We start from the raw sequence: 22470 nt of genomic DNA, 5'->3' as shown, positions 1-22470 counted from the left end.
CCGCTCACCACGAGCCCACGTAGTTGGCGGCGTCGTCCCAAGCGTGGCCGACGGCGTCGGCCGCCTGGCTCGCGGTGGAGCCGACCGCGTCGACGGCCGCGCCGCCGTACTCGGTGATGGTGTGGCCCAGCTTCGGCAGGTCGATGTCGATCTTCGCGCCCACGCCCGCGCCGAGGCCGAGCGCGACCCCGGCCTTGAAGTTCACCTTGATGTGCCCGGCGTCGTACACGGCCTGCCCGTCGAGCTGCGCGCCGAGGCCGTACTGCAGCGTGCCGTTCGCGCCGACACCGACACCGGCGACGTCGGCCGCCACCTCGCCCTCGACCTTGCCGCCGACGAACACGTCGCCGTGCACGCCGAGGCCGTGCGCCCCGAGCTGCGCCGAGCCGGACACCTCGCCGCCCGCGAACGCCGTGCCCTTCGCACTGGCCTCCGCGACGCCCCACTCCTGCTTTCCTTGCACCTCACCGTGCAGCGCCGCGAGTTCCGCGTGCCCGGACGCCTTCGCGTCCCAACCCTGCGAAGTGATCTTCCCGTCGTACTCCGGGTCGAGTCCGTCCTGCTCGTGCTGCGTCTTCGCGTAGGTGATCTCGGTGCTCTTGGCGAGCTTGTCCTTCAGCCCCTCAGGCTCGGGCTGGCCGAAGGGGGTGTTCGCCTTCTTCGGCGCGCGCGTGCCCTCGAGGCCGTCCGCGGTGAGCTTCTTCCAGCCGGAGTTGCCGAACCAGGACGGCACGGTGCGCGGGCGTTTGCGGCCGTCGAGCGGCTCGCCGTTGAGCCAGTGCAGCGCGCCGGTGCCCCACTTGCCCAGCTCGTGCTCCAGCCGTCCGACGCCCTCGGCCGGGAACAGCTGCGCGAGCGCCTCGGACAGCTCGTCACAGACCTGCCTCGCAGCGGCCACCGCCTGTTCGCCGAGCTGGCGCGCCGCGGAGATAAACGCGCCCACCGCGTTCGCGTCGGCGGACTTGGCCTGGCTGGTCAGCTGAGCGCCGTACTGGTCGAACTGCGCGAGCACCGAGTCCACGGCGGCGCGCGCCGATTGCAGGAGCTGCGCCGCCGAGGCCAGTCTTTTGGCCTGGTCGGCCAGTTTCGTGGCGTGCTCGTTGAGGTCTTCGGCCAGCTTCTCCGCTGCGGTGGCATATGCGGTGTAGGCGTCTCCGTCCCAATCGGTGTGAAGTTCCTTCGCCGACTGGGAAATCTCGGTCGCCTTGCCGGCGACCGTCGAGGCCTGGGTGCCGCACCGCTGCGACGCGGCGTTCAGCGCCGCCGGGTCGCCCGTGACCCGGCGCTGGTACTCCACCAGCACCTGCCGATAGCTCGACAGCACCGAGCTGACCACACCGGAGGCGTCGACGGCGGCCACGGCCTAGGCGCCCTTCGCGTCGATGTCCACGTGCTGCTGGAAGTGCTGGCCGTTGTAGGTCAGGTCCAGGTTGATGTCGAGGTCCTGGCCCGAGGGCGCCTCGACGGTCGACTGGCCGGTGGACAGGTCGGTGTGGATGACCACCTCGTTCGCCCCCGCGGGGGCCATCGGTGCGGTCGGTGCGGTGGGCGCAGTCGGTGTGGTCGTGGACGGGTCGACCGCGATCCAGCTGTTCGACGGGTCCAGCGGGCTGCCGTTCGCAGTCCCCAGCGCGGGCGGCGTGTAGTCCGTGAATGACGGCTGACCGGCCGGAACCCCATTGCCACCACCGGTTCCACCCGCGGTCACGCCCGTGCCGCCGATCGCCTGCTGTCCCGAAGCGCTGGCCACCGGCGGGGGCGTGATCGGCGCGGTCACCGGGGTGCCGGAAACCGTCGAGTTGCCCGCAGCCCCGGCGGCGGTCGCGGAGCCCGCGTCCCCACCGTGGAACAGCTTCTCGATCTCGCCGATGATCTGCGCCACCTGCGTGATCTGGTTCGCCAGGTCGACCGCGCCGAGCGCCTTGAGCAGCGCGCCGATCGAGGTGATGAACGCGCGCAGCGAAGCGCTCGTCGCCGTCGAAAGCGCCACCGCGGCGCCGTAAGTCCACCAGTTCGACATCAGCGAGGCGACGGTCGGGTTCACCGCGGAAACCACCGCGCGGTAAGCCTCCTGCGCGGTCTTGATCAGCGTGCCGGAGACGCCCAGCAGCTCGGCGCCCTTCTGCACCACGCCGATGATCTTGGTCAGCTGTGAGAGCGAGTCGGTGATCTTCTTCAGCGCCGATTCCGACGCGGCGCCGGACCAGGTCTTGCCGAGCGCGTCCGCGGCCTTCGTCAGCTCCGTGTAGAGCGAGGTGAACTCGGTCGCCTTGTGCAGCAGGTCCAGCACGTGCTTCGCGATCTGCTCCGGCTGGCCGGTGACGATCTGCGGCAGCACGGTGATCGGGCCGCCCGAGGACGCGGTGGCGTCCATCGCGCTGGAGTTCGGGAAAGTCAGCATCGCACCTACCTTGGTGGGGAATCGGGGGTCATCAGACGACGGCCGCTGGCCGGTACACGCTGACCTTGGCCAGGCCCTGCAGACCGGGGTCGACGAGGCCGTGGTTGTAGAGGGCGCCGGCGTCGCCGGCCACGCCGATCACCGGGCTCGAGCCGGCGGCCAGCAGCGGCTCCACCACCACGACGTCGCCCGAGTGGACGCCGCCGGGCACGTCGCCGAAGGTGCGGGCAGTGCCGGCGTAGACCTCGATGAGGCCCACGCGGGCCTGGTTTCCGGCGTCGCCGGCGAGCCAGTCGTTGAAGTCGGAGACGCCCTGGAAGCGGGTGTCGGTGATCGGGTGGTCGCCGAGCCGGCCGAGGTTCGCGTCGCCGAGGTAGCGCAGCACGTTGCCGACCGAGCCGGGCTCACCGTGCGCCCCGGCGCTGTCGTTGATCGCGAGCGTGGCCAGCTCCCCGGCGTGCGGGGTGCCCCAGATCGACGACGTGGCGGGGGCCGGGCTCGCGGCGTTCCCGTCGTGGCCGCCGTAACCGCCGGCCACGGCCTGGTCCGCCGCCTGGTAGGCGTCGGCGCTGCTCTTGACCAGCCCGTTGATCTGCTGGAGCAGCTGCAGCAGGTTGCGCACGGCCGTGACCTGGCTCGAATGCAGCGCCGAGCCGGCCGCGGCGACCGCGCTGCCGAACGTGGCGAACGACGCCGGCTGCACGACCAGCTTCTCCAGGTCGGAGACCGCGTTGATGCCGTGGGCGATGATGCCGCCGACGTTGCCGACGGCCGAGCGCATCGCCTCGGGCTCAGCCCGGTACTCGCCGGTCGTGACCACGGCTCTCCTTCCTGACGCGTTCGGTGCATCCCCCGTGAGGGCGACTCGGACGAGGGTAAGTTCGCGCCCGGGGGCGGGCGGACGGCAAAAGTACCCACCGCGAGGCCGTGAATGGTGGCCAAAATACGGGGCATGAGCCCGACCCGTGACCGCCTCGACCTGCTCGGCGAGCTGCCCGGGGAGATCATGCTGCAGTCCCCGCCGATGCTGCCCAAGAGCGGCTCGGGCGGGTTGATGCAGCTCATGATGTTCCTGCCGATGATGCTCGGCATGGGCGCGATGTCGTTCGTCTACATCGGACGTGACGGCGGGGTGATGACCTGGATCTTCGGCGCGCTGTTCATCACCGCGATGGGCGGCATGGTGGTCATGTCGCTGGGCCGCGGCGGCATGGCGAAGAAGGCGCAGATCAACGAGGAGCGCCGCGACTACCAGCGTTACCTCGCCGGCCTGCGCACCCGGGTGCGGACGATCGCCGACTCCCAGCGCGCGACGCTGATCGCGCAGCAGCCGGACCCGGCGGACCTGTGGGCGTACGTGGAGACCGGGCAGCACTGGGACCGCCGCCGCGCCGACCGGCACTTCGCGCTGGTGCGCGCGGCCACCGGGCCGCAACCGCTGGCGACGCCGCTGCGCGCGCCGCAGACCGTGCCGCTGGAGGACCTGGACCCGGTCTCGTCGACGAACCTCAAGCACTTCATCCGGACCTACTCCACTGTGGAGGGCCTGCCCGTCTCGCTGCAGCTGCGGTCGTACGCGGCGGCCACCCTTTCCGGCCGGCGCCCGGACGTGCTCGGCCAGGTGCGCGCGCTGCTGGCGCAGCTGGTGACCTTCCACTCCCCCGCCGACCTGCGCGTCGCGTTCTGCGTGCACCCGGACCGGACGCACGACTGGGACTGGGCGAAGTGGCTGCCGCACGCCACCGCCCCCGCGCAGGCCGACGCGACCGGCCCGCGCCGCCTCGTCGCCGCGGAAGCCGCGGAGCTGGCCGGGCTGCTGGGGCCGGACCTGGGCGACCGCCCCGCGTTCACCCGCCGTCCCGCGGCGCCTTCGGAGCTGCCGCACCTCGTGCTGGTCGTCGACGGCGGCAGCACCTACGGCGAGCCGCGGCTGCTGGCCGAGGAGGGCCGGCTGGGGATCACCGTGCTGGAGATCGGCGCCGAACAGCCCCGGACCGCGTCGAACGACCACCTGCTGAGCCTGCACGTCGGGTCGGACCAGCTGGGCATGGTCGTGCTCGACGGCGGAACCGAAGCGCGGCTGGGCTTCCTCGGGACGCCGGACCAGCTCGACCGCGGCGCGGCCGAAGCGCTCTCACGGATGCTGACCCCGCTGTACCAGGGCGCGACCGTGGTCAGCGAGACGCCGATGTCGGCGACGTTCGGGCTGTCCGGGCTGCTCGGCATCGGCGACCCGCGCGACACCGACACCACCGTCACGTGGGCGCCGCGCGCGGCCCGCGACCGGCTGCGGATCCCGCTGGGCGTGAACCCCGAGGGCCGGGCGGTGGACCTGGACCTCAAGGAGTCGGCCGAGGGCGGCATGGGCCCGCACGGGCTGGTCATCGGCGCCACCGGCTCGGGCAAGAGCGAACTGCTGCGCACGCTCGTCACGGCGCTCGCGGTCACGCACTCGTCGGAGAAGCTGAACCTGGCGCTGATCGACTTCAAGGGCGGCGCGACGTTCGCCGGCATGACCGGGCTGCCGCACACCTGCGCGGTGATCACCAACCTGTCCGACGACCTCGCGCTCGTCGACCGCATGGCGGACGCGCTGAACGGCGAACTGCTGCGGCGTCAGGAACTCCTGCACTCGGCGGGGAACTACGCGTCGGTGCGCGACTACGAGAAGGCGCGCGCGGACGGCGTGGCACTGCGGCCGCTGGCCTCGCTGCTGGTGATCATCGACGAGTTCTCCGAGCTGCTCTCGTCCCGGCCGGAGTTCATCGACCTGTTCGTCGCGATCGGGCGGCTCGGGCGTTCGCTGGGCATCCACTTGCTGCTGGCGTCGCAACGGCTGGAGGAGGGGCGGCTGCGCGGGCTCGACTCGCACCTTTCGTACCGCATCGGGCTGCGGACGTTCTCCGCGTCGGAGAGCCGGGCGGTGCTCGGGGTCGCCGACGCGTATCACCTGCCGCCGGTGCCGGGCTCGGCGTACCTGAAGTCCGACAACGACACGCTGATCCGGCTCAAGGCCGCGTACGTCTCGGGCGAGCTGCCGCCGCGCAGCCGGATCGTGCGCGAGGACGGGCAGCAGCTGGGCGTGCTGCCGTTTCTGCTGACGCCGGTGGAGGTTCCGGTCTCGGCGCAGCCGGCCGCGGTCGCCCCGGAGGCCGGGACCGGCGAGACGATCATCGGCGCGATGCTGTCACGGTTGGCGGGTCGTGGCCCGGAAGCGCACCAGATCTGGCTGCCGCCACTGTCCGAGCCGCCGACCCTGGACCAGCTGCTGCCGCCGCTGGGCGAAGACCCGGAGCGCGGCCTGTGCCCGCTGGGCTGGGGCGGCAACGGGAAGCTGATGATCCCGGTGGCGCTGGTGGACAAGCCGTTCGAGCAACGCCGCGACATGCTGTGGGCCGATTTCGCCGGCGGGGCCGGGCACGCGGTGATCGTCGGCGCACCGCAAAGCGGCAAGTCGACTCTGCTGAAGGACATCGCGGCCATGCTGGCACTGACGCACACGCCGGCCGAGGTGCAGCTGTTCGTGCTGGACATGGGTGGTGGCGCGCTGGCGCCGATCGCGGGCCTGCCGCACGTCTCGGGTTACGCGACCCGCCGTGACGCGCAACGCTGCCGTCGGGTGGTGGCGGAGCTGACGACGTTGCTGGAACAGCGCGAGGAGTTCTTCTCCGCCAACGGAATCGAGTCGATGGCCACGTTCCGCCAGCGGCGGGCGGAGTTCACCGAGAGCACCGAAGGCCGCGAGTTCGGCGACGTGTTCCTGTTCGTGGACAACTGGACCACGATCCGGCAGGAGTACGAGCAGCTGGAGGAGCAGATCACCGGCTTGGCCACGCGCGGGCTGGGCTTCGGCATCCACGTGATCATCACGCTGAACCAGTGGATCGGCGCCCGCGCCCAGCTGCGCGACGCCATCGGAACCCGCTTCGAGCTGCGCCTGGGCGACCCCGCGGACTCGTCGATCGACCGCAAGGTGGCCCAGAACGTGCCCGCGGACCGCCCCGGCCGCGGCCTGACGGCCGACAAGCTGCACTTCCTGGCCGCCCTCCCCCGCGTCGACGGCGATCAGCGCCCGGACACCATCGGCGGCGGTGGCCTGGACCTGACCCGCCGCGTCACCGCCGCGTGGCCCGGCGCCCGCGCGCCCCAGGTGCGGCTGCTGCCTTCGGAAGTGGCGCTGGACGCGCTGCCGGCGGCGCCTTCCCGGCAGATCACCCTGGGTATCGCGGAGTCGAACCTGCGCCCAGTCCACCTGGACTTCGCGACAGACCCCCATTTCGTGGCCTTCGGCGACGTCGAATCGGGCAAGAGCTCGCTGCTACGAGCAATCGCGACGGGCATTTCCGCTGCTTTCACGCCCGACGAAGCCCTGATCCTGGTGGCCGACTATCGCCGCGCTTTGCTTGGCGTAGTGGACGAACCGCACCTGCTGGGCTACGCGGGCGCGGAGAACCAGCTCACGGGCCTGGTGGACCAATGCGCGACGGCGATGCGCAACCGTCTGCCCGGCCCTTCGGTGACGCCGGAACAGCTGCGGAGCCGTTCTTGGTGGCGTGGGCCGGATCTGTACGTGCTGGTGGACGACTACGAGCTTGTCGCCGCGGTGGGCCGGAATCCTTTGCTGCCGTTGCTGGAATTCCTGCCGCAGGCCCGGGACATCGGGCTCCACCTCGTGATCGCCCGCTCTTCCGGCGGCGCGGGGCGGGCGTTGTTCGAGCCGTTGCTGCAACGGATCCGTGAGCTGGGCTCGCCGGGGCTGGTGATGTCGGGGGCCAAGGAGGAGGGCGCTTTGATGGGTGAGGTGAAGCCTTCACCGCAGCCCCCGGGTCGCGGGACGTTGGTGTCCCGTCGGGGCGGGACTGGGCTGGTTCAGGTGGCTTGGACGAAACCGGTGGAGGGCTGAGCGGGCTTCCCTGTTCGCCAGGCCAAACAAGGAAGTCAGCAACAGATCAGCCCTCGAAATAGCCGGACCGGATGACCTGATCGACCAATTCCGGGTGGTCGATGGTGGATGGCTCACCGTAGGCCAGCCGATCTTCGGACAGATAGATACTCGAGGCAACCACATAGCCTCGGCCCAGGCGGAACTTCCGCGGCAGATCAAAGGGAAAATTCAGCTCAGGCATAGGAGTTCCTAGCCAGAAGGGGTTTGACACGAGATGGCCGCCGATGTAGAAGTCCACGTACTCAAGGACGCCGAGGTCTCGGAACATCACAAGCTCAAGCCAGGTTCCAGCTTGAGCAGTTGGCCGGTAACCCAGACCGTACCCCTCCAGTCCTTGTCGGACATCAGGCTACGCGCACCGATCGTCTTCGCGAACTGCCCGTCATAGCCGTCCTGCAACGACAAAATACGTGTGCAGGCCGTTTTCCCATACAGCCGAACGGAGACACCGCCGACAGAGCCGATGCCGAACTCAGCCTCGGCTGAGGCAGCTCGCTGAGATGCGAAGCGGAATCGACGTGGTAATCCGCATGGTCCGAGTACGGGCATACCGGATGGAAGCCTTCCTCAGGAAGCCGTCAGAGCCGAAAACGTGACCTTCCCCCCGTCTCCGTCTTCGGGATCCCCCTTGAGCTGCTCGTAGTCACCAGCCTGAAAGCGCACGTCTTCACCGGACCACACCGAAGGAACAGGCGCTGTCTTTTCCACAGTGGATCCGTCGCGAGTGGCGGTGAACCGCAAAGTTCCGTCGCCCCGATCGGTGATCGTGTAACTGAAAGCAGTCCCCAGGCCGACATCCGTGAGCAGCGGGTAGTCGAGGTAGTTGCTGCCCGCGGAGAGCTGCTGGTTGACCTTCACGTGCACGGTGCCGCCCGAGTGGTACAGCATCGTGTACGGGTCGGAGTTGCGGTCCTGGTCGCCGTGGATCTGGCCGAGGATGATGGTTTTGCTGGTCTTCGGCACCTGGCTGACGGTCACCGTGGCGGCCAGGGTGTGCGCACCGCCGGTGCCGGAGGTGAAGCCGGTGTTGTCGATCAACTCGGTACGCGGACTGCCCGAGTGGGTGGTCGTCGCGCCGGCGGTCGGCGCCCAGAAGACGAGGCTGCCGTCGGCGGCGCGGGTGAGGTAGGGCGGGTCGAGTTCAGCCGGGTTGAGGACTTCGGCGCCGCCGCTGTCCGACTCCACGGGCAGCGTCAGGCGCCAGCCGTCGAGCGAGGGTGGGCCGGTCGTGCTCGCATCCGCGACACCGCCGGAGGCGAGAAGCAGCGCGCAGCCGAGGAAACCCGAGAATCGCAGCATGGCCCGGACGCTAACCCGACCTCCCCGGGACCCCTCCCCGCGCCGCCCAGTACTACTCCGAATGGCCTACAACGGACTTCGCCCCCAGACCCGACTTCGGTAGGTTACAAAATCACCATCCCCTCTCCTACGTTGGTGAAATCGTTTCGTACGGGACGATTTCCGTTGAGCCAAGGGGATTTTATGCGTTTGTCGAAGGCGGTAGCGGTTGCGGCGGGGGCAGCCGCGGCGCTGAGCATCGTGTCGGTGGGGACGGCGAGTGCCGGGACGAACATCATCGGCGGTACGACCGTCAGCTCCGCGCCGTGGGGGGCGCAGATCTTCTGGGACGACGCCACCGACTTCGGCGGGTTCGAGTGCTCCGGCACGATCATCGCGCCGCAGTGGGTGCTCACGGCGCAGCACTGCCTGAACCAGCCGGGCATGCACGTCAAGGTGGGCGACGTCGCGCTCGGGAAGGGCACCGAGGTCGCCGTGGACCAGCAGAAGGCCTCGCCCGACGGGGACATCGCGCTGCTGCACCTGGCGTCCTCTGTGGACACCACGTTCATGAAGCTGGGCACCGGCGACCCCGGCAAGGGCGCCACCGACCAGATCTACGGCTGGGGCCGCACCGAGGGCAACAGCCCGCCCTCGGACACGCTGAAGACCGCCGACGTCCAGGTCACCGGCAGCAGCACCGACGCCTTCAACGGCACCGCGATCGCCAGCAAGGGCGTCAGCGGCTCGTCGTGGCACGGCGACTCGGGCGGGCCCCAGCTGGACAACGGCGTGCAGGTCGGCGTCTGCTCCACCGGCGAGAACTCCGGCAGTGACAAGAACGGCACGCAGAACTACGCGAGCGTCGCCGCCAGCCGCGACTGGATCTCCTCCACCGCGGGCGTCTGACCGGACACGAGTCAACGCCGCCCGCCGCAGGGGAAAACCCGCGGCGGGCGGCGTTTTCCCAGACCCAAGGCATAATCGACGCCATGCCGATGCCCGCCGCCACCGTGCTGGAGATCCTCGGCCGCCTGCGCACGCGGGACCTCGACGTCCGGCTCGCCGGCGGCTGGGGCATCGACGCGCTGCTGCGCCGTCAGACCCGCGCGCACCGCGACCTCGACCTGCTGCACCGCGCCGAGCAGGAAACCGCTGTGCTGCAAGCACTCGACGACTTCCGCGAGACGGAGAACGCCCGCCCCGTGCGCTTCGTCCTCAGCCGCGACGACGGCGCCGAGCTGGACCTGCACCCCCTGCACTTCGCCCCCGACGGCTCCGCCACCCAGGCCGCCGACGACCGAGGCGGGACTTTCCCTTACCCCGCAGCCTGTTTCGTCACGGGCGAGATCGCGGGAACGCCCGTGCCGTGCCTCTCCGTCGCCCAGCAGCGCTACTTCCACCGCGGCTACGAACCACGGCCCCACGACCTCGCCGACCTGCGCGAGCTGCGCCACGAGTTCGGCGTGGAATCCTGAATCACAGCAAGGAAAGCAGCGCCGCCTTGGCCGGCTTCCCCGAAGCGGCGACGGGCACCGAATCGATCACCCGGAACGTCGCGGGCACCGCCGCGTCCCCCAGCTCCGCGGCGACCAGCGCGCGCAGCTCCCCGAAGTCCGGCGAGCCGCCCGGCGACGCGACGAGAAAGGCGTGCATCGCCTCCCCCGTCCGCTCGTCCGGCGCCCCGACCACGTACGCCTGGTCCACGCCGGCACCGGAAGCGAGAGCGCGCTCGATCGGCCCGGCGTAGTGGATGATCGCGTTGACGATCACCACGTCACGCGCCCGCCCGGTCAGGTGCAGGAAGCCCTCGGCGTCCAGCCGGCCGACGTCCTGGGTGCGGACCCAGCCGTCGCGCAGCACCGAGGCCGTCAGGTCCGGGTTGTTCCAGTAGCCCGCGAACGCCGTCGGAGTCCGCACGTAAACCTCGGAATCCTCCCGCACCTCAACGGAAACCAGCGGTCGCCCCACCGAGCCCAGCGCCGACGGGTGCCGGGCGACGTCCTCGGCGGTCAGGATCGTCAGCTTCCCGGTCTCCGTCTGCCCGTACCCCTGCTGCAGCCCGGGCCCGATCCGCTCGAACGCCTCCGCCATCAGCCCCGGCGCCACCGGCGAGCCCGCGACGGTCAACGCCCGCAGGCCGGACAGGTCGACGTTCTCGCCGCGCAGCACATCGAGCACCTGGTACAGCCGGGGCACGGTCATCAGCGCGGCCGTGATGTCGAGCCGCGGCAGCACCCACGGGAAGTCGGGCAGCGCCGCCGGGATCACGGCCGTGCCGCCGGCGAGCAGGCAGGCCTCCAGGTGCATCACCATCACCGCGCTGGTCAGCGTGCCGAAGAGCAGGAACCGCCGGTACGCGTCGCCGACGTCCCAGCCCGCCGGGCCGCGGTACTCCGGCCCGCGCGCGCCCAGCGCCGCGAAGCTGAACGCCACGCCCTTCGGCACACCCGTGCTGCCGCTGGTGAACACCACCCAGCCGATGTCCTCCGGCCGCCCCTGCGGCACCGGCTCCTCGTACGCCGGCAGCGACGGGCCGATCGGCAGGATCTCGGCGCCCGTCGCACGCAGCTCCGGTGATTCGCCCTGCTCGTCGACGACCACGGCGGCCAGATCCGCGACGACCTCCCGCAGGTGCGCCGCCGGCAGGCCCGGGCGGACCCCGACGGCGCGGCAGCCCAGCACCTGGGCTGCGATCTGCACCGCCCACCCCTCGGGGGTCACGCCGGTCGCGATGCCGACGCCGTCGCCCGGCCCCAGCCCCGCCCCGCGCAACGCCGCGGTGAAGCGGCCGATCAGCTCCAGCGTCTCGCCTCGGCCGACCACCCGCGGCCCGTGCTCGAAGGCCGGCTTCCCCGGTTCCCGGGCGAGCGCGTCCAGCAGTCCTTGCGGATAGACCATGGCCGCATGCCTAGCGGAGAGTTCTCAGAATTCCGTCAGAGCGAACACCTTCCGTGGCCTCAGGGACAGCGCGACACCCGCGGCGACCACCGCGATCAGCCCCGCGGCGGCGGCCAGCGTCCAGAAGTCCGGCCGGACGATCGACTGGCCGCGCAACGCCTGCCAGGTCACCAGCGCCATCAGCCCGGCGTACCCGGCCGCCCCCGTCCACACGAGCCGTCGGCGCACCACCTCGGACGACAGCACGGGGTACCGCCGGGCCAGCGCCGCCAGGCCGAGCGCGAGCAGCGGCAGCGCCTGGATCGCGTGGATCCCCACGAAATGCGGGATGCGCAGGTCTCCCCCGGCCGTGCTCCAGCCCAGCAGCGGCAGTCCCGGCCCGCCGTCGGCCAGCCCCACCGTGTGGCCCCCGACCGACGACGGCTTGCCGCCCGCCGCCCACACCGCCTGCTGCGCCGGAGTGGGCGAGAACATCAGCAGCGCCAGCCCGAGCCCGACGGTCGCGAGCGCCGTCCCCCAGCGCAGCGACGCCGCCAGCGCGCGGTCCGGCAGCTTCTGGAACATCAGCAGCACGACCACGGCCGCGGTCATGCCCCACGCGGTGAACGCGCCGGTCGCCACCGCGTTGTTGATCGCCTGGTCCGCCGGCGTCGCCTGGTTGAAATGCAGCGTGCGGCCCCGGAAGATCACCTGCCACACCAGCATCGTCATGTCGGCGCCGATGCCGACGGCGAACACCGTGCCGAGCCACCAGCCCACCCGGCGGCCGCGAGTCAGCAGCGACAGCAGCCACGCCAGCGTCAGCGCGTACAGCCCCACCGACACCGCGAACTTGAACGGTTTCGCCCAGATCGGCGCGTTGACGAGCGTGCGATCATCGACCAGCAGCCCCCAGGCCGAGGCGACGAGCAGCACCGCCATCGCGCCCGCCAGCACCATCAGCGGGCGGTGCAGCGCACGCGCCCGGTCAAACGTGTTTCCCCAGGAAGTCATGGCTTCGAGCGTCTCGCCGAACACGCCGCGGGGCACTGGAGAACGCCCCCGTCCGCGAGGTGGGGACAGCCCTACTCCGACCGTTGTGGGTAATAGTGCCGTCAACGCGACCGGCAGTTGTGCCGTTTGACCGCGACCCCTCGTTTTCTAGCGTGACATTCACAACGCGCGGCGGGAAAACCGGCCGCGCACCGGGATTTGTCCGCGAGAGGGAAGGAGGTGGCCCGCCGATGTCCAGTCCGGGATTCCAGGCAGATTCAGCTGCTATGACGCGCGCCGTCCAGGGCTTCGAGGAGACGGCGTCCAGCGCCAAGACCACCATGGCCAGCTTGGAGTCGGAGCTGACCGAAACGCTGCGCAACTACAAGGGTGACCAGGCCGTCGCGTTCTGGGACCTGCAGCGCCGGCTCCAGGAGAAGATGACCTCCGCGGTCCGTGAGCTGGACACCATGTCCCAGCTGGTCCACACGAGCCACACGAACTACAACAGCGGCGACTCGGACGTGCACCAGAGCTTCCAGGGCGTCAGCCACAGCGTCGAGGGCAATGTCATCCCTCGACTCAACCTTTGAGCCGAGAGGACACGAGAAGATGGCTGACGTCGTCGAAATCAACTTCGCCGCGCTGCAGTACAGCTCGGCGTCGCTGGCCGCCAAGGCCAAGGCACTGACCTCCCAGCTCGAGCAGCTGCACCAGAACCTGCAGCCGATCACCTCGACCTGGTACGCCTCCGGCAGCTCCGCCGGTGAGGCCGCCCGCCAGTCGGAGACCCGGCTGCGGCAGGCCACCGCCGACATCGTCGCGATCATCGCGCAGTTCGGCGGGAAGGTGGGCGACGCCCACGACCTCCAGTCCCAGCTGGAGAACCGCAACCAGGGCCTGTTCGCGGGCTGAGGGCGCTCCCCACGTCGGCCGGCCGGTGCGAGAAACCCCCCGCTCGCACCGGCCGGCCGGCTTTCCGGTCCCGGCGCACCACGAGAGGGTCTGAACCACGATGCCCGACCAGTCGTACTACGTGCATCTGCAATCACTGAAGGACTTCGTGCGGGAGCTGGAAACCCAGATCCACGCGATGTCCAAGCCGAACGACTTCCTGCGCACCCTCGGCGACCACCCGCTGCTGTTCGGGGAGTTCGGCGAGGCCGCTTCGCTCGTGGAGGCGCACCACGCGGCCGTCGCCGAGATGCAGGGGCTGCTGGACCAGGTCCGCGGCGCGATCACCTTCGCGCAGGACGTGACCACCACCGTCGCCGACGGTTACGAGCAGGCCGACCAGAACGTGGCCGGCGATCTGCACCAGTCGGGCCAGGAGACCGGGCTGCTGGACCCGCTGCTCTCGCTGCTGGGCCTCGGCGGTGGCAGCAACGCGAACTCCGGGGGGACTGAGGGATGACCGACACCACCGCGCACACCGACTTCGCCGCGTACACCCACCAGCAGCTGTACGCGATGCTCCAGGCCGGCGACCCGAGCAGCGCCCAGGCCGCCGCCGACCAGTGGAACTCCACCGCGATCGGGCTGCACGAGCAGGCCGAGAACCTGTCCAAGGAGCTGTCGGACTTCTCCGGCTCGTGGACCGGCGGCGCGGCGGACCAGTACCAGACGATGATCACCGACCTGGTCGGCGGCATCCGGAAGGTCGCCCAGACCGCGCAGGGCATGCAGCACATGCTCGAAGACGCGTCGGAAGCGCTCGTCAAGGCCAAGGCGGAGATGCCGCCGCCGGTCTCGGTGCCGGACGTCTCCCCCACCGACGTCGCGCTGGCGGTGAACCCGCCGCTGCTGCCGCCGGACTCCTCGCCGGCCACCATGCTCGCCGCGGCCCAGCAGCGGCAGCAGGCCATCACGAACGTCGAGGCGCAGCAGCAGGCCGCGAACGCCGCGGGCTCCGCGCACGCCAAGGCGATCGTCGTGATGAGCCAGCTGGCGACGAACTACACCACCGCCGAGGACTCGATCCCGGTGTCGCCGAACGCGGCCACCCCGCCGCAGCCGCCCGCCGCGGGTGGCGGGGCCTCGGGCGGCGGCGTCGCCGGCAACACGCTGACCGGACCGGGCACGGTCGTCGGCCCCCCCGTGGACACGCACCCGCTGCCGGTCGACGGCACCACGCCGGTCGCGCCCGGCACCGGCGCGCCGGCCGCTTCGGGCAGCCCGCTGTTCGGCGACATGTTCACCGCCGGCCTCGCCGCGGCCTCGGCCGCCGCGTTCGGCCGGTTCGGCTCGATCATGCCGAAGGTCCCGGGCTGGGCGAACGGCAAGAGCCCGGACGACAAAAAGGAGGAGCCGCCCGGCACCAAGCTCGGCGGCGGCGCGGGCACTGAGGGCGGCACCGGCGGCGGCGTCCCGATCGGCGGGGGCGACGCCCCTTCGCTCGGCGGCGGCGGGATCCCCACCGGAGGCGGCGGCGACGCGCCGGCGGCGCATTCCGGGCTGGCCGGCGACGCCGGCTCGTCGAACGTCCTCAGTGGACTCGCGGGCGGCGCGGCCGGGGCCGCGGGCGCGGCGGCCAAGAGCGCGATGCCGATGATGCCCATGATGCCGATGGGCGGCATGGGCGCGGGCGGGGACCTCGGCTCCGGCCGGCGGATCCCGGCGTGGCTGGTGGAGACGGAGAACGTCTGGGGCCAGCAGGCACCGGTGGCACCGTCGGTGATCGGCGAAGAACCGGAAGCGTACTGATGGCCGACGGCGGCTCGGTGACTTCTGTCAGCACGGCCGGGGGTTACCGGGTCGCCCCGGCGAAACTCGACGCGGCGGCGGCCGAACTCGGCACGCGCGCGGGCGCGGTCGCCACGGCCCAGAAAGCCGTGGCGGGCGAGAAGGTGACCGCCGCGGCGTTCGGCCGGGTTCCGGCCTCGGCCGCCGCGGCGGCGACGTTCACGAAGACCGTGACCGAGCTGGGCCAGAAGCTCGACGATCAGGTCCAGCGCGCCCGGACACTCCAAAATGGACTGACCTCGGCCGCCGCGGGCTACCGCCGGGCCGACGAGCAGGTGGCCGCGATGTACCGCGCGCTGCTGCCGGAGGACCCGTTGCCCAAGGCGGGCACGCCGGCCGGGGCCGCGGCGAGCGGCACGTGGGCGAACGAGATCGCCGCCAACCGCACCAAGGTGTCCGACGCGCTCACCGCGGAGCAGGACCACCTCAAGCAGCTCCAGGCCAGCGGCACGGACGTCGACGCCATCTCCGCCTCGCAGCGCAAGATCGCGCTGTACCAGGACATCCTGGCGAACAACCGGCAGATCCTGCGGTTCGACCCGGCCGGGAACGGGCGGATCGCCGAGCTGGTCGGGAACATCGAGCCGGGCACCCGCAACGTCGGCCTCTTCGTGCCCGGCGTGAACACACGGATGGACACCTTCCAGAGTTACGCCGACCTCGGCAAGAGCCTGGTCGCCGCCGACCCGTCGGGCCGGACGGCGATGGTCGTCTGGGCCGACGGCGTCTTCCCGCAGAACGCCGTCACCCAAGGCCCCGACGCGAGTTACGCGCAGACGATGGCGCCCGGCCTCAAGTCCTTCGGCGACGAGCTGCGCGGCCAGGTCAACGCCCAGACCGGCGGCGACGCGACGATCACCGCGATCGGCCACAGCTACGGCGGCGCCACCGTCGGGCTCGCCGACCAGCAGGGCCTCGCCGTCGACCGGGTACTGCACGTGGAGTCGGCGGGCATGGGCCACGGCGTGTGGAGCCCGGCGGACCTGCCGGCGAGCCAGGCCGGCGTGCAGCGTTACTCGATGACCGCGCCGCTCGACCCGATCGTGATCGCGCAGGGCAACGCGTGGGGCGCGGAGTGGACGGGCATCGGCCACGGCGCCGACCCGGACACCTTCCCCGGCGTCACGGATCTAGCCACCGGACAGGACGCGGCGGGCGACACGCAGTGGGGCCCCTCGGCGCACAGCGGTGTGCTCAAGCCGGGTTCGGATTCGTGGGAGAACATCTACGGGGTGCTCACCGGCGGGCATCTCACGCCCGCGCCCGTGGCCCCGACGCCGGAGGTGGTTCTGCCGTGATCACCCGGGGACTGGACGATCTGGCCGTCGACCTCACGGCGGTGATCAACAGCGTCGCGCGGGCCTTCGGCGAAGGCGCCGTCCGCACCGTCGACGGCGAACTGGACTGCGACCCGGCCGAGCCCGGCCACCTCGTGTGCTGGCAGTACGGGGTCCGCCTGGAACAGTGCGCCGCCGGCGAACGGCGGCTGGTCGAGGCCGTGCTGCCGATGCTGGAGTCCGCGGGCTGGTCGGCCCGCGACCGCAGCACCGCGCTGGAGCTGATCGCCCGGTTCAGCCGTGACGGCGCGGACTTCACCGTGCACGTCGCGCGCAGCGGCGAGGGTGTCGCGATCGTCGGCTCCACTCGCTGCGTTGAAGTGGGCTAACGCAGCCAGCGCAACGCGGCGTCCGCGCTGTCCTCGGGGTTGCTGTTGAAGGCGATGGCCGCGTTCGGCGCGTGCTGCCGGACCAGGTTGACCACCTTCTCGAACAGCTCGAGCAGCGGCTCGTACCCCCGGATACCGCCGCCGATCACCACACAGGCGTAGTCGCCACCGTCCAGCGCCGCGGCGATCGTCCCTTCGGGATCCTCGTCGACGACCACCAGGCAGACGTCGGCCTCGATGCCGTACGCCTCGAACCGCGCGTTGCCCCGGACGAGCGCCGCCTGCACCGGCGCGGGATCCCAGTCCTCCAGCCGCGCGGGGTCGAGCCCGATCACCAGCACTCGTCCCTGCGGTGTCATGTCTCCACCTTCCGTGCCCGACACGCTAGCTGTCACCTGCCCATCTTGCGCATGCGAGAAGATCGAGTCCATGACGCGAAAACAGCCACAACCGTGCCAACACACTGAACCGGTGGCGGGTACGCGCGGCGTTGCGTTCCTTCGACCCCGCGTTGACCGGCTCGGTGCTGGTCTGCTCCGGCGGCGCAGCCCACGCGGACTCGGTCTCGGAGGCGGCCCTCCTGGCGCATTACGCGATAGCAGAGTGCGGCTTCACCGGCAACGTCCCGACCTCGCCCAACGCCTGGTACGCGCCGCGGACTATCGGCTCGGGGAGGCCTGGCCGGTCAAACCCCTGTTCGCGCTGTACGGTCTGCGCGCCCTGGCCCAGGGCAAACGCGGCCTCGAGCAGTAGCTCCGCGCCGGTTCAGGAACCGAAGCGCGACGGCCGCCAGGAGCGCCGTTTCCCGCGCCGGACTGCGGCGACCGCGACGCCCGCCGCCGCGGCGGCCGCGACCCCGCCCAGCGCGATCACGCCCGCGGCCAGGTCCGTGGCCGGACGGGCGGCCGCGGCGGCCGGGACCACCACGGGCACCGACGCCGGGCTGACCTGGACGCCCGGGCCCAGCACGTCGGCGGGCAGCGTGGACGAAACCGCCGCGTACGCGTCCACCACACCCCAGCCGCGGTGCGGATCGTGGGCCCCGGACGGCGGGCGGGACGCGGTCAGCGTCAGCCGGGTGACGACCTGGTCGCCGGTGAGGTTCGGGTGGGCCGCGCGCACCAGCGCCGCGACCCCGGCCACGTACGCCGCGGCCAGGCCGGGATCCGTGACAGGCCAACGATGCGCGACCGCGCCGCCCCCGCCCGCCGAGGTGCTCACCAGGTTCGCGCCCGGCGCGGCGATGCCCAGGTAGTCCCCGGATTCGGTCTGCACCGGCTGGCCCGCCTGGTTCGTCGAGCCGACCGCGAGCACCCCCGACGACGACGTGGGGTACGAGTGCGCGCCCTGCTGCGTCGCGGCCGCCGGGGAGACGACCACCGCGCCGCCGGCCCGCGCCCGGTCCACCGCCGCGTCGAGGGCCGGGCTGTCGGAACCGGCCGGGACGGCGATCAGCAGCACCGTCGCGCCGCGGTCCAGCGCCGTGCCGATGGCGCCGGCCAGCGCGCCCGGATCGCCGCCGCCCTCGGCCGACGAGCCGTTGCTTTCGGTGTAGCGCAAGGGAAGTATCTTCACGCCGGGCGCGACGCCGGTGAACGTCGTCGCGTCGTCCGGCTGCGCGCCGACGATCCCGGCGGCGATCGTGCCGCGGCCGTCGCAGTCCGACGGCGCCGCCCCCGAGCCGCTCAGCACCTGCCCGGGCGCGAACTGCGCGTTCTGCCCGTCGACGCCGGTGCCGATCACCGCCACCACTTGGCCGTCACCGCGGGAGAGCGGCCAGAGCCGCTGCGGGTCGACCAGCCGCTGGCCCCAGGGCACCGCGCCGGTGTACGTGCCGGAAGGGTTGGCGCACTGCACCACGGCATCGGCCGGCGAGGCCGCGACGACGGGCAGGCCCAGCGCCACGAGGCCGCCCACGGCGACAACAGCTGGCACCCTCACCGCGGCACCCTCCCCCGGAATCTCGATGTCCGACAAGGGGATTCTAGTGGAGAGGGCGCCGCGGGAACAGGCGTCAGCGCAGGTCCATCCCGAGGTCCAGCGCGGGCGAGGAGTGCGTCAGCCCGCCCACCGAAAGGTAGTCCACACCGGACTCGGCGTACGCCCTACCACGCTCGAGGGTCAAGCCACCAGAGGATTCCAGCCGCGTTTCCGGTGAAACCTGGTCGCGTCGCTCGACCGCTTTCGCGCACTCCTCCGGCGTGAAGTTGTCCAGCAGCGCCTCGTCCGCGTGCGCGGCGAGCGCCTCGTCCAGCTGCGCCAGGTCGTCGACCTCCACCTCGCACGCCAGCTCCGGCGCGTGTTCCCGGGCGAGCGCCAGCGCGGCGGTGACGGAGCCGGCCGCGACGACGTGGTTGTCCTTGATCAGCACCGCGTCGCCCAGCCCCAGGCGGTGGTTGACCCCGCCGCCGCAGCGGACCGCGTACTTCTGGAGCAGCCGCAGGCCCGGCAGCGTCTTGCGGGAGTCGCGGATCGCCGCGCCGGTACCGTCCACTTCGGACACCCACGCGGCCGTCGCCGTGGCGATGCCGGAGAGGTGGCACAGCAGGTTCAACGCCGTGCGCTCCGCCGTGAGCAGCCCGCGCACCGGACCGCGAACGACCAGCGCGGGCTCCCCCGCGGCCAGCCGTTCACCGTCCGCGCGACGCGAAACCACCTCGTAGCCCTCGCCCAGCACGGCGTCGAAAACGGCCAGCACCAAGGGAATCCCCGCGACGACGCCCGGGACCCGCGGGGTCAGCTCGGCCAGCGCCACCGTGTCGGCCGGCACCGTGGCCGCCGTGGTGGCGTCCGGGCCGTAACGCAGGTCCTCGCCCAGCGCCGTGGTGACGACGCGGTGGACGTCGGCCGGCTCCAGCCCGGCTTCGGCCAGCGCGCGCTCCGTCACCGGAGAAAACTCGGTCATGCCACACCCTCCAGTGAGGTCTTCTCGGCCAGCACCGGCTGGCCGGACGGGCTGAGCCGGAGCAGCTGGCTGCGCTGCCAGCCCCGCTCGTCCCGTTCGGGGAAATCACTGCGCACGTGACAGCCGCGCGACTCGGTGCGGCGGGCCGCCGCGGTGAGCAAAGCCTGCGCCGCCAAGGTGAGCGCGGCGTCTTCGACCGCCGCGTGCGTCCACAGCGGACTGTCCTTCGTGGACAGGTCGAGCACCGATCCGGCGGCGGCCAGCCCGTCGGCGTCCCGGCCGATGGCGGCGTACCGGCTCATCACGCGCTGCAGCGCATCGCGGTCCGCCGTCGGCGCGGCCACGCGCTCGGGCAGCCGCCCGCGGGACGGATCGGGCAGCAGGCCGGCCGCGAGGTCCGCGGCCACGGTCTCGGCCACCCGGTGCCCGACGACCAGCCCTTCGAGCAGGCTGTTGGACGCCAGGCGGTTCGCGCCGTGCAGGCCGGTGCGGGCCACCTCGCCCGCGGCGTACAGGCCTCGCACGGTGGATCGTCCGTCCACAGTGGCCACCACGCCGCCGCACGCGAAGTGCGCCGCGGGGGTCACCGGGATGGCGTCCACCGCCGGGTCGATGCCGAGCACCGCACACGCCGCGAAGACGGTCGGGAACCGCTTCGCGAAGCCGGGAACGCCGGTGGCGTCGAGGAAAACGTGGTCGTCGACCCCGCCCGGCGCGAGCCCCATCCGCCGGGTGATCGCCGCCGCGACGACGTCGCGCGGGGCCAGGTCGCCCAGCGGGTGCACGCCGTGCATCACGGACGCGCCCGCGCCGTCGACGAGGGTCGCGCCCTCGCCCCGGACGGCCTCGGTGACCAGCGGGCACCGGCCGCGCGCGCCGGGCGTGTAGAGCACCGTCGGGTGAAACTGCACGAACTCGACGTCGGCCACGGCCGCGCCGGCCCGCAGCGCGAGCGCCAGCCCGTCCCCGGTCGCGATCTCCGGGTTCGACGTCGCCTGGTACAGCTGCCCGAACCCGCCGCTGGCCAGCAGCACCGCGGACGCCCGCACCACCCCGGGCACGCCGTCGCGGTCCAGCACGGTCACCCCGGCCACCTCGCCCGCCGGGGTGCGCAGCGCGTCGACCGCGATGAAGTGCTCCAGCACCGGCACCCGCTGGGTGCCCGCCTGCGCCACGAGCGTCCGCTCGACCTCCGCGCCGGTGGCGTCACCGCCGGCGTGGATCACGCGGAACGCGCTGTGCCCGCCCTCCCGGGCCCGCGCCAGGCCCTCGGCGCCGGCGTCGAAAGTCGCGCCGCCACGGCGCAGCCGCGCGACCGCGGCCGGGCCACCGTCGAGGATGGCGCGCACGGCGTCCTCATCGCACAGGCCCGCGCCCGCGGTGAAGGTGTCTTCGGCATGCTTCGCCACGGAGTCGCCCAGGTCGTGCTCGCCCTCCAGGACCACCGCGACGCCGCCCTGCGCCCAGCGCGTGTTGCCGTCCGCGACCGCGGCCTTGGTGACCACGAGGACGTGCAGCCCGAGTTCCCGCGCCCGCAGCGCGGCCGTCAGACCGGCCACCCCGCTGCCGACCACGACGAGGTCCGCGCGCGCTTCCCAGACCGGGGTTTTAGCCTGTGAAGCATTAACCGGCGTGCTCATTCGCCGCCGCCAGGCTTGCCGATTTCGATCATCCGCTGCACCGAGGCACGCGCCTTCGCCGCCGTTTCGAGGTCCACGTGCACCTCGTCGGCGCCCTCACGCAGGCTCCGCAGCAACGCCGCGGGGGTGATCATCTTCATGTACCGGCACGAGGCCCGGTCGTTCACCGCGCGGAAGTCGATCTCCGGCGCGGCCTTGCGCAGCTGGTGGATCATGCCGATCTCGGTGGCCACCAGGACCGACTTCGCGTTGGTGTCCCGCGCCGCGTGCACCATGTCGCCGGTGGAGAGGATCTTCACCCGCTCCGGCGCCACCGCGCCCTCCCCGGCGAGGTAGAGCGCCGACGTCGCGCAGCCGCACTCGGGGTGGATGAACAGGTCGGCGTCGGGGTTCTCCGCGGCCCGCGCGGCCAGCTCGGCGCCGTTGATCCCGGCGTGCACGTGGCACTCCCCGGCCCAGACGCGCATGTTCTCCCGGCCGGTCACCCGCTTGACGTGCGCGCCGAGGAACTGGTCCGGCAGGAAGAGAACCTCCTGGTCAGCCGGGATGGAGGCGACCACGTCGACCGCGTTCGAGGACGTGCAGCAGATGTCGGTCTCGGCCTTCACCTCGGCCGTGGTGTTCACGTAGGAGACGACCACCGCGCCCGGGTGCTCGGCCTTCCACTCACGCAGCTGCGCGCCGGTGATGGAGTCGGCGAGCGAGCAGCCGGCCCGCGCGTCGGGGATCAGCACCGTCTTCTGCGGGGCCAGGATCTTCGCCGTCTCGGCCATGAAGTGCACACCGCAGAAGACGATCGTGGCGGCGTCGCTGCTCGCCGCGATGCGGCTCAGCGCCAGGGAATCACCCGTGAAGTCCGCGATGTCCTGGATCTCCGGAACCTGGTAGTTGTGCGCCAGCAGCACCGCGTCGCGTTCGCGGGCGAGTGCGCGCACCTCCTCGGCCCATTCGGCGTTCGCCTCGACCCCGCCGTAGGGCGTGAGGTCTGCTTCAACCGTAATGCTCATGTCTGGCCCTCCT

The 22470-nt window shown here is 71.8% G+C and carries 21 protein-coding genes; 9 read left to right on the top strand and 12 right to left on the bottom strand.

The window, feature by feature from the left end; translation table 11 throughout:
• Positions 1-4 precede the first annotated feature (4 nt).
• The 3 genes from BMY97_RS15655 to BMY97_RS15645 are packed head-to-tail and all read right to left on the bottom strand — an operon-like array spanning position 5 to position 3221.
• Complete coding sequence (locus BMY97_RS15655) at positions 5-1360, bottom strand: WXG100 family type VII secretion target (RefSeq protein ID WP_091617577.1); 1356 nt, start codon at positions 1358-1360, stop codon at positions 5-7.
• Positions 1361-1363: 3 nt separating this feature from the next.
• The gene (locus BMY97_RS15650) at positions 1364-2401 is read right to left on the bottom strand and encodes a WXG100 family type VII secretion target (protein ID WP_091617576.1); all 1038 of its coding nucleotides are present in this window, start codon (positions 2399-2401) and stop codon (positions 1364-1366) included.
• Positions 2402-2432: 31 nt separating this feature from the next.
• Positions 2433-3221, bottom strand: coding sequence for a WXG100 family type VII secretion target (locus BMY97_RS15645; protein ID WP_177231364.1), 789 nt, complete (start codon positions 3219-3221; stop codon positions 2433-2435).
• A gap of 132 nt (positions 3222-3353) precedes the next feature.
• On the opposite strand from BMY97_RS15645, the gene eccCa reads away from it, so the two are divergent.
• The gene (gene eccCa / locus BMY97_RS15640) at positions 3354-7304 is read left to right on the top strand and encodes a type VII secretion protein EccCa (RefSeq protein WP_091617575.1); all 3951 of its coding nucleotides are present in this window, start codon (positions 3354-3356) and stop codon (positions 7302-7304) included.
• Positions 7305-7350: 46 nt separating this feature from the next.
• On the opposite strand, the gene BMY97_RS15635 is transcribed toward eccCa, so the two are convergent.
• Positions 7351-7584, bottom strand: a complete 234-nt coding sequence (locus tag BMY97_RS15635) for a hypothetical protein (RefSeq protein ID WP_143086203.1) — start codon at positions 7582-7584, stop codon at positions 7351-7353.
• Between the two features lie 329 nt (positions 7585-7913).
• The gene (locus tag BMY97_RS15630) at positions 7914-8645 is read right to left on the bottom strand and encodes a polysaccharide lyase family 7 protein (RefSeq protein ID WP_091617573.1); all 732 of its coding nucleotides are present in this window, start codon (positions 8643-8645) and stop codon (positions 7914-7916) included.
• A 183-nt stretch (positions 8646-8828) separates the two neighbouring features.
• On the opposite strand from BMY97_RS15630, the gene BMY97_RS15625 reads away from it, so the two are divergent.
• Positions 8829-9533 (top strand): S1 family peptidase, encoded by a 705-nt coding sequence (locus tag BMY97_RS15625; protein WP_091617572.1) that lies wholly within the window; start codon positions 8829-8831, stop codon positions 9531-9533.
• An 83-nt stretch (positions 9534-9616) separates the two neighbouring features.
• Positions 9617-10102, top strand: a complete 486-nt coding sequence (locus BMY97_RS15620) for a nucleotidyltransferase domain-containing protein (protein WP_218156788.1) — start codon at positions 9617-9619, stop codon at positions 10100-10102.
• A gap of 1 nt (position 10103) precedes the next feature.
• On the opposite strand, the gene BMY97_RS15615 is transcribed toward BMY97_RS15620, so the two are convergent.
• On the bottom strand, positions 10104-11525 hold the full coding sequence (locus BMY97_RS15615; RefSeq protein WP_091617571.1) for a class I adenylate-forming enzyme family protein: 1422 nt from the start codon (positions 11523-11525) through the stop codon (positions 10104-10106).
• Between the two features lie 24 nt (positions 11526-11549).
• Positions 11550-12518: a hypothetical protein gene (locus tag BMY97_RS15610; protein WP_091617898.1), complete on the bottom strand. Its 969-nt coding sequence runs from the start codon at positions 12516-12518 to the stop codon at positions 11550-11552.
• 230 nt (positions 12519-12748) lie between these two features.
• Here BMY97_RS15610 and BMY97_RS15605 point away from each other — a divergent pair, with 230 nt between their 5' ends.
• The 6 genes from BMY97_RS15605 (at position 12749) to BMY97_RS15580 (ending at position 16905) form a co-directional block, all read left to right on the top strand.
• Positions 12749-13090, top strand: a complete 342-nt coding sequence (locus BMY97_RS15605; RefSeq protein ID WP_091617570.1) for a WXG100 family type VII secretion target — start codon at positions 12749-12751, stop codon at positions 13088-13090.
• 19 nt (positions 13091-13109) lie between these two features.
• Positions 13110-13412 (top strand): hypothetical protein, encoded by a 303-nt coding sequence (locus BMY97_RS15600; protein WP_091617569.1) that lies wholly within the window; start codon positions 13110-13112, stop codon positions 13410-13412.
• A 100-nt stretch (positions 13413-13512) separates the two neighbouring features.
• Complete coding sequence (locus tag BMY97_RS15595) at positions 13513-13911, top strand: hypothetical protein (protein ID WP_091617568.1); 399 nt, start codon at positions 13513-13515, stop codon at positions 13909-13911.
• Positions 13908-15200 carry a WXG100 family type VII secretion target gene (locus BMY97_RS15590; RefSeq protein WP_091617567.1) on the top strand — a complete coding sequence of 431 codons (1293 nt, stop codon included), beginning with the start codon at positions 13908-13910 and terminating at the stop codon, positions 15198-15200. Before BMY97_RS15595 ends, BMY97_RS15590 begins: the two co-directional genes overlap by 4 nt.
• A 17-nt stretch (positions 15201-15217) precedes the next feature.
• Positions 15218-16537, top strand: a complete 1320-nt coding sequence (locus BMY97_RS15585; protein WP_245787330.1) for an alpha/beta hydrolase — start codon at positions 15218-15220, stop codon at positions 16535-16537.
• Positions 16534-16905 carry a hypothetical protein gene (locus tag BMY97_RS15580; protein WP_091617565.1) on the top strand — a complete coding sequence of 124 codons (372 nt, stop codon included), beginning with the start codon at positions 16534-16536 and terminating at the stop codon, positions 16903-16905. The genes BMY97_RS15585 and BMY97_RS15580 overlap by 4 nt, the downstream gene beginning before the upstream one ends.
• Here the strand turns inward: BMY97_RS15580 and BMY97_RS15575 are convergent.
• The 5 genes from BMY97_RS15575 to nadA all read right to left on the bottom strand — a co-directional run bounded on the left by BMY97_RS15575 (position 16902) and on the right by nadA (position 22457).
• A complete protein-coding gene (locus BMY97_RS15575; protein WP_091617564.1) occupies positions 16902-17264 on the bottom strand; it encodes a hypothetical protein in 363 nt (120 codons plus the stop codon). The two genes, BMY97_RS15580 and BMY97_RS15575, sit on opposite strands and share 4 nt — an antisense overlap.
• Before the next feature lie 406 nt (positions 17265-17670).
• Positions 17671-18846, bottom strand: a complete 1176-nt coding sequence (locus BMY97_RS15565) for a S8 family serine peptidase (RefSeq protein WP_091617563.1) — start codon at positions 18844-18846, stop codon at positions 17671-17673.
• Positions 18847-18919: 73 nt separating this feature from the next.
• On the bottom strand, positions 18920-19810 hold the full coding sequence (gene nadC, locus BMY97_RS15560; protein ID WP_091617562.1) for a carboxylating nicotinate-nucleotide diphosphorylase: 891 nt from the start codon (positions 19808-19810) through the stop codon (positions 18920-18922).
• Positions 19807-21450 (bottom strand): L-aspartate oxidase, encoded by a 1644-nt coding sequence (locus BMY97_RS15555; RefSeq protein WP_091617561.1) that lies wholly within the window; start codon positions 21448-21450, stop codon positions 19807-19809. The genes nadC and BMY97_RS15555 overlap by 4 nt, the downstream gene beginning before the upstream one ends.
• Positions 21447-22457 carry a quinolinate synthase NadA gene (nadA, locus tag BMY97_RS15550; protein ID WP_091617560.1) on the bottom strand — a complete coding sequence of 337 codons (1011 nt, stop codon included), beginning with the start codon at positions 22455-22457 and terminating at the stop codon, positions 21447-21449. The genes BMY97_RS15555 and nadA overlap by 4 nt, the downstream gene beginning before the upstream one ends.
• Between the last annotated feature and the right edge of the window lie 13 nt (positions 22458-22470).

Origin of the sequence: Amycolatopsis saalfeldensis (genome assembly GCF_900110575.1) — a bacterium.
Lineage (GTDB): Bacteria > Actinomycetota > Actinomycetes > Mycobacteriales > Pseudonocardiaceae > Amycolatopsis > Amycolatopsis saalfeldensis.
Note: the sequence above shows the minus strand (reverse complement) of the source record. Positions and strands in the feature narration are given on the sequence as shown.

Bases quoted from the DNA above. Each gene is read 5' to 3' on its own strand.
- BMY97_RS15650 (WP_091617576.1), bottom strand. From the start codon at position 2,401: ATGCTGACTTTCCCGAACTCCAGCGCGATGGACGCCACCGCGTCCTCG.
- eccCa (WP_091617575.1), top strand. From the start codon at position 3,354: ATGAGCCCGACCCGTGACCGCCTCGACCTGCTCGGCGAGCTGCCCGGG.
- BMY97_RS15630 (WP_091617573.1), bottom strand. From the start codon at position 8,645: ATGCTGCGATTCTCGGGTTTCCTCGGCTGCGCGCTGCTTCTCGCCTCC.
- BMY97_RS15625 (WP_091617572.1), top strand. From the start codon at position 8,829: ATGCGTTTGTCGAAGGCGGTAGCGGTTGCGGCGGGGGCAGCCGCGGCG.
- BMY97_RS15620 (WP_218156788.1), top strand. From the start codon at position 9,617: ATGCCGATGCCCGCCGCCACCGTGCTGGAGATCCTCGGCCGCCTGCGC.
- BMY97_RS15615 (WP_091617571.1), bottom strand. From the start codon at position 11,525: ATGGTCTATCCGCAAGGACTGCTGGACGCGCTCGCCCGGGAACCGGGG.
- BMY97_RS15610 (WP_091617898.1), bottom strand. From the start codon at position 12,518: ATGACTTCCTGGGGAAACACGTTTGACCGGGCGCGTGCGCTGCACCGC.
- BMY97_RS15605 (WP_091617570.1), top strand. From the start codon at position 12,749: ATGTCCAGTCCGGGATTCCAGGCAGATTCAGCTGCTATGACGCGCGCC.
- BMY97_RS15600 (WP_091617569.1), top strand. From the start codon at position 13,110: ATGGCTGACGTCGTCGAAATCAACTTCGCCGCGCTGCAGTACAGCTCG.
- BMY97_RS15595 (WP_091617568.1), top strand. From the start codon at position 13,513: ATGCCCGACCAGTCGTACTACGTGCATCTGCAATCACTGAAGGACTTC.
- BMY97_RS15590 (WP_091617567.1), top strand. From the start codon at position 13,908: ATGACCGACACCACCGCGCACACCGACTTCGCCGCGTACACCCACCAG.
- BMY97_RS15575 (WP_091617564.1), bottom strand. From the start codon at position 17,264: ATGACACCGCAGGGACGAGTGCTGGTGATCGGGCTCGACCCCGCGCGG.
- nadC (WP_091617562.1), bottom strand. From the start codon at position 19,810: ATGACCGAGTTTTCTCCGGTGACGGAGCGCGCGCTGGCCGAAGCCGGG.
- BMY97_RS15555 (WP_091617561.1), bottom strand. From the start codon at position 21,450: ATGAGCACGCCGGTTAATGCTTCACAGGCTAAAACCCCGGTCTGGGAA.
- nadA (WP_091617560.1), bottom strand. From the start codon at position 22,457: ATGAGCATTACGGTTGAAGCAGACCTCACGCCCTACGGCGGGGTCGAG.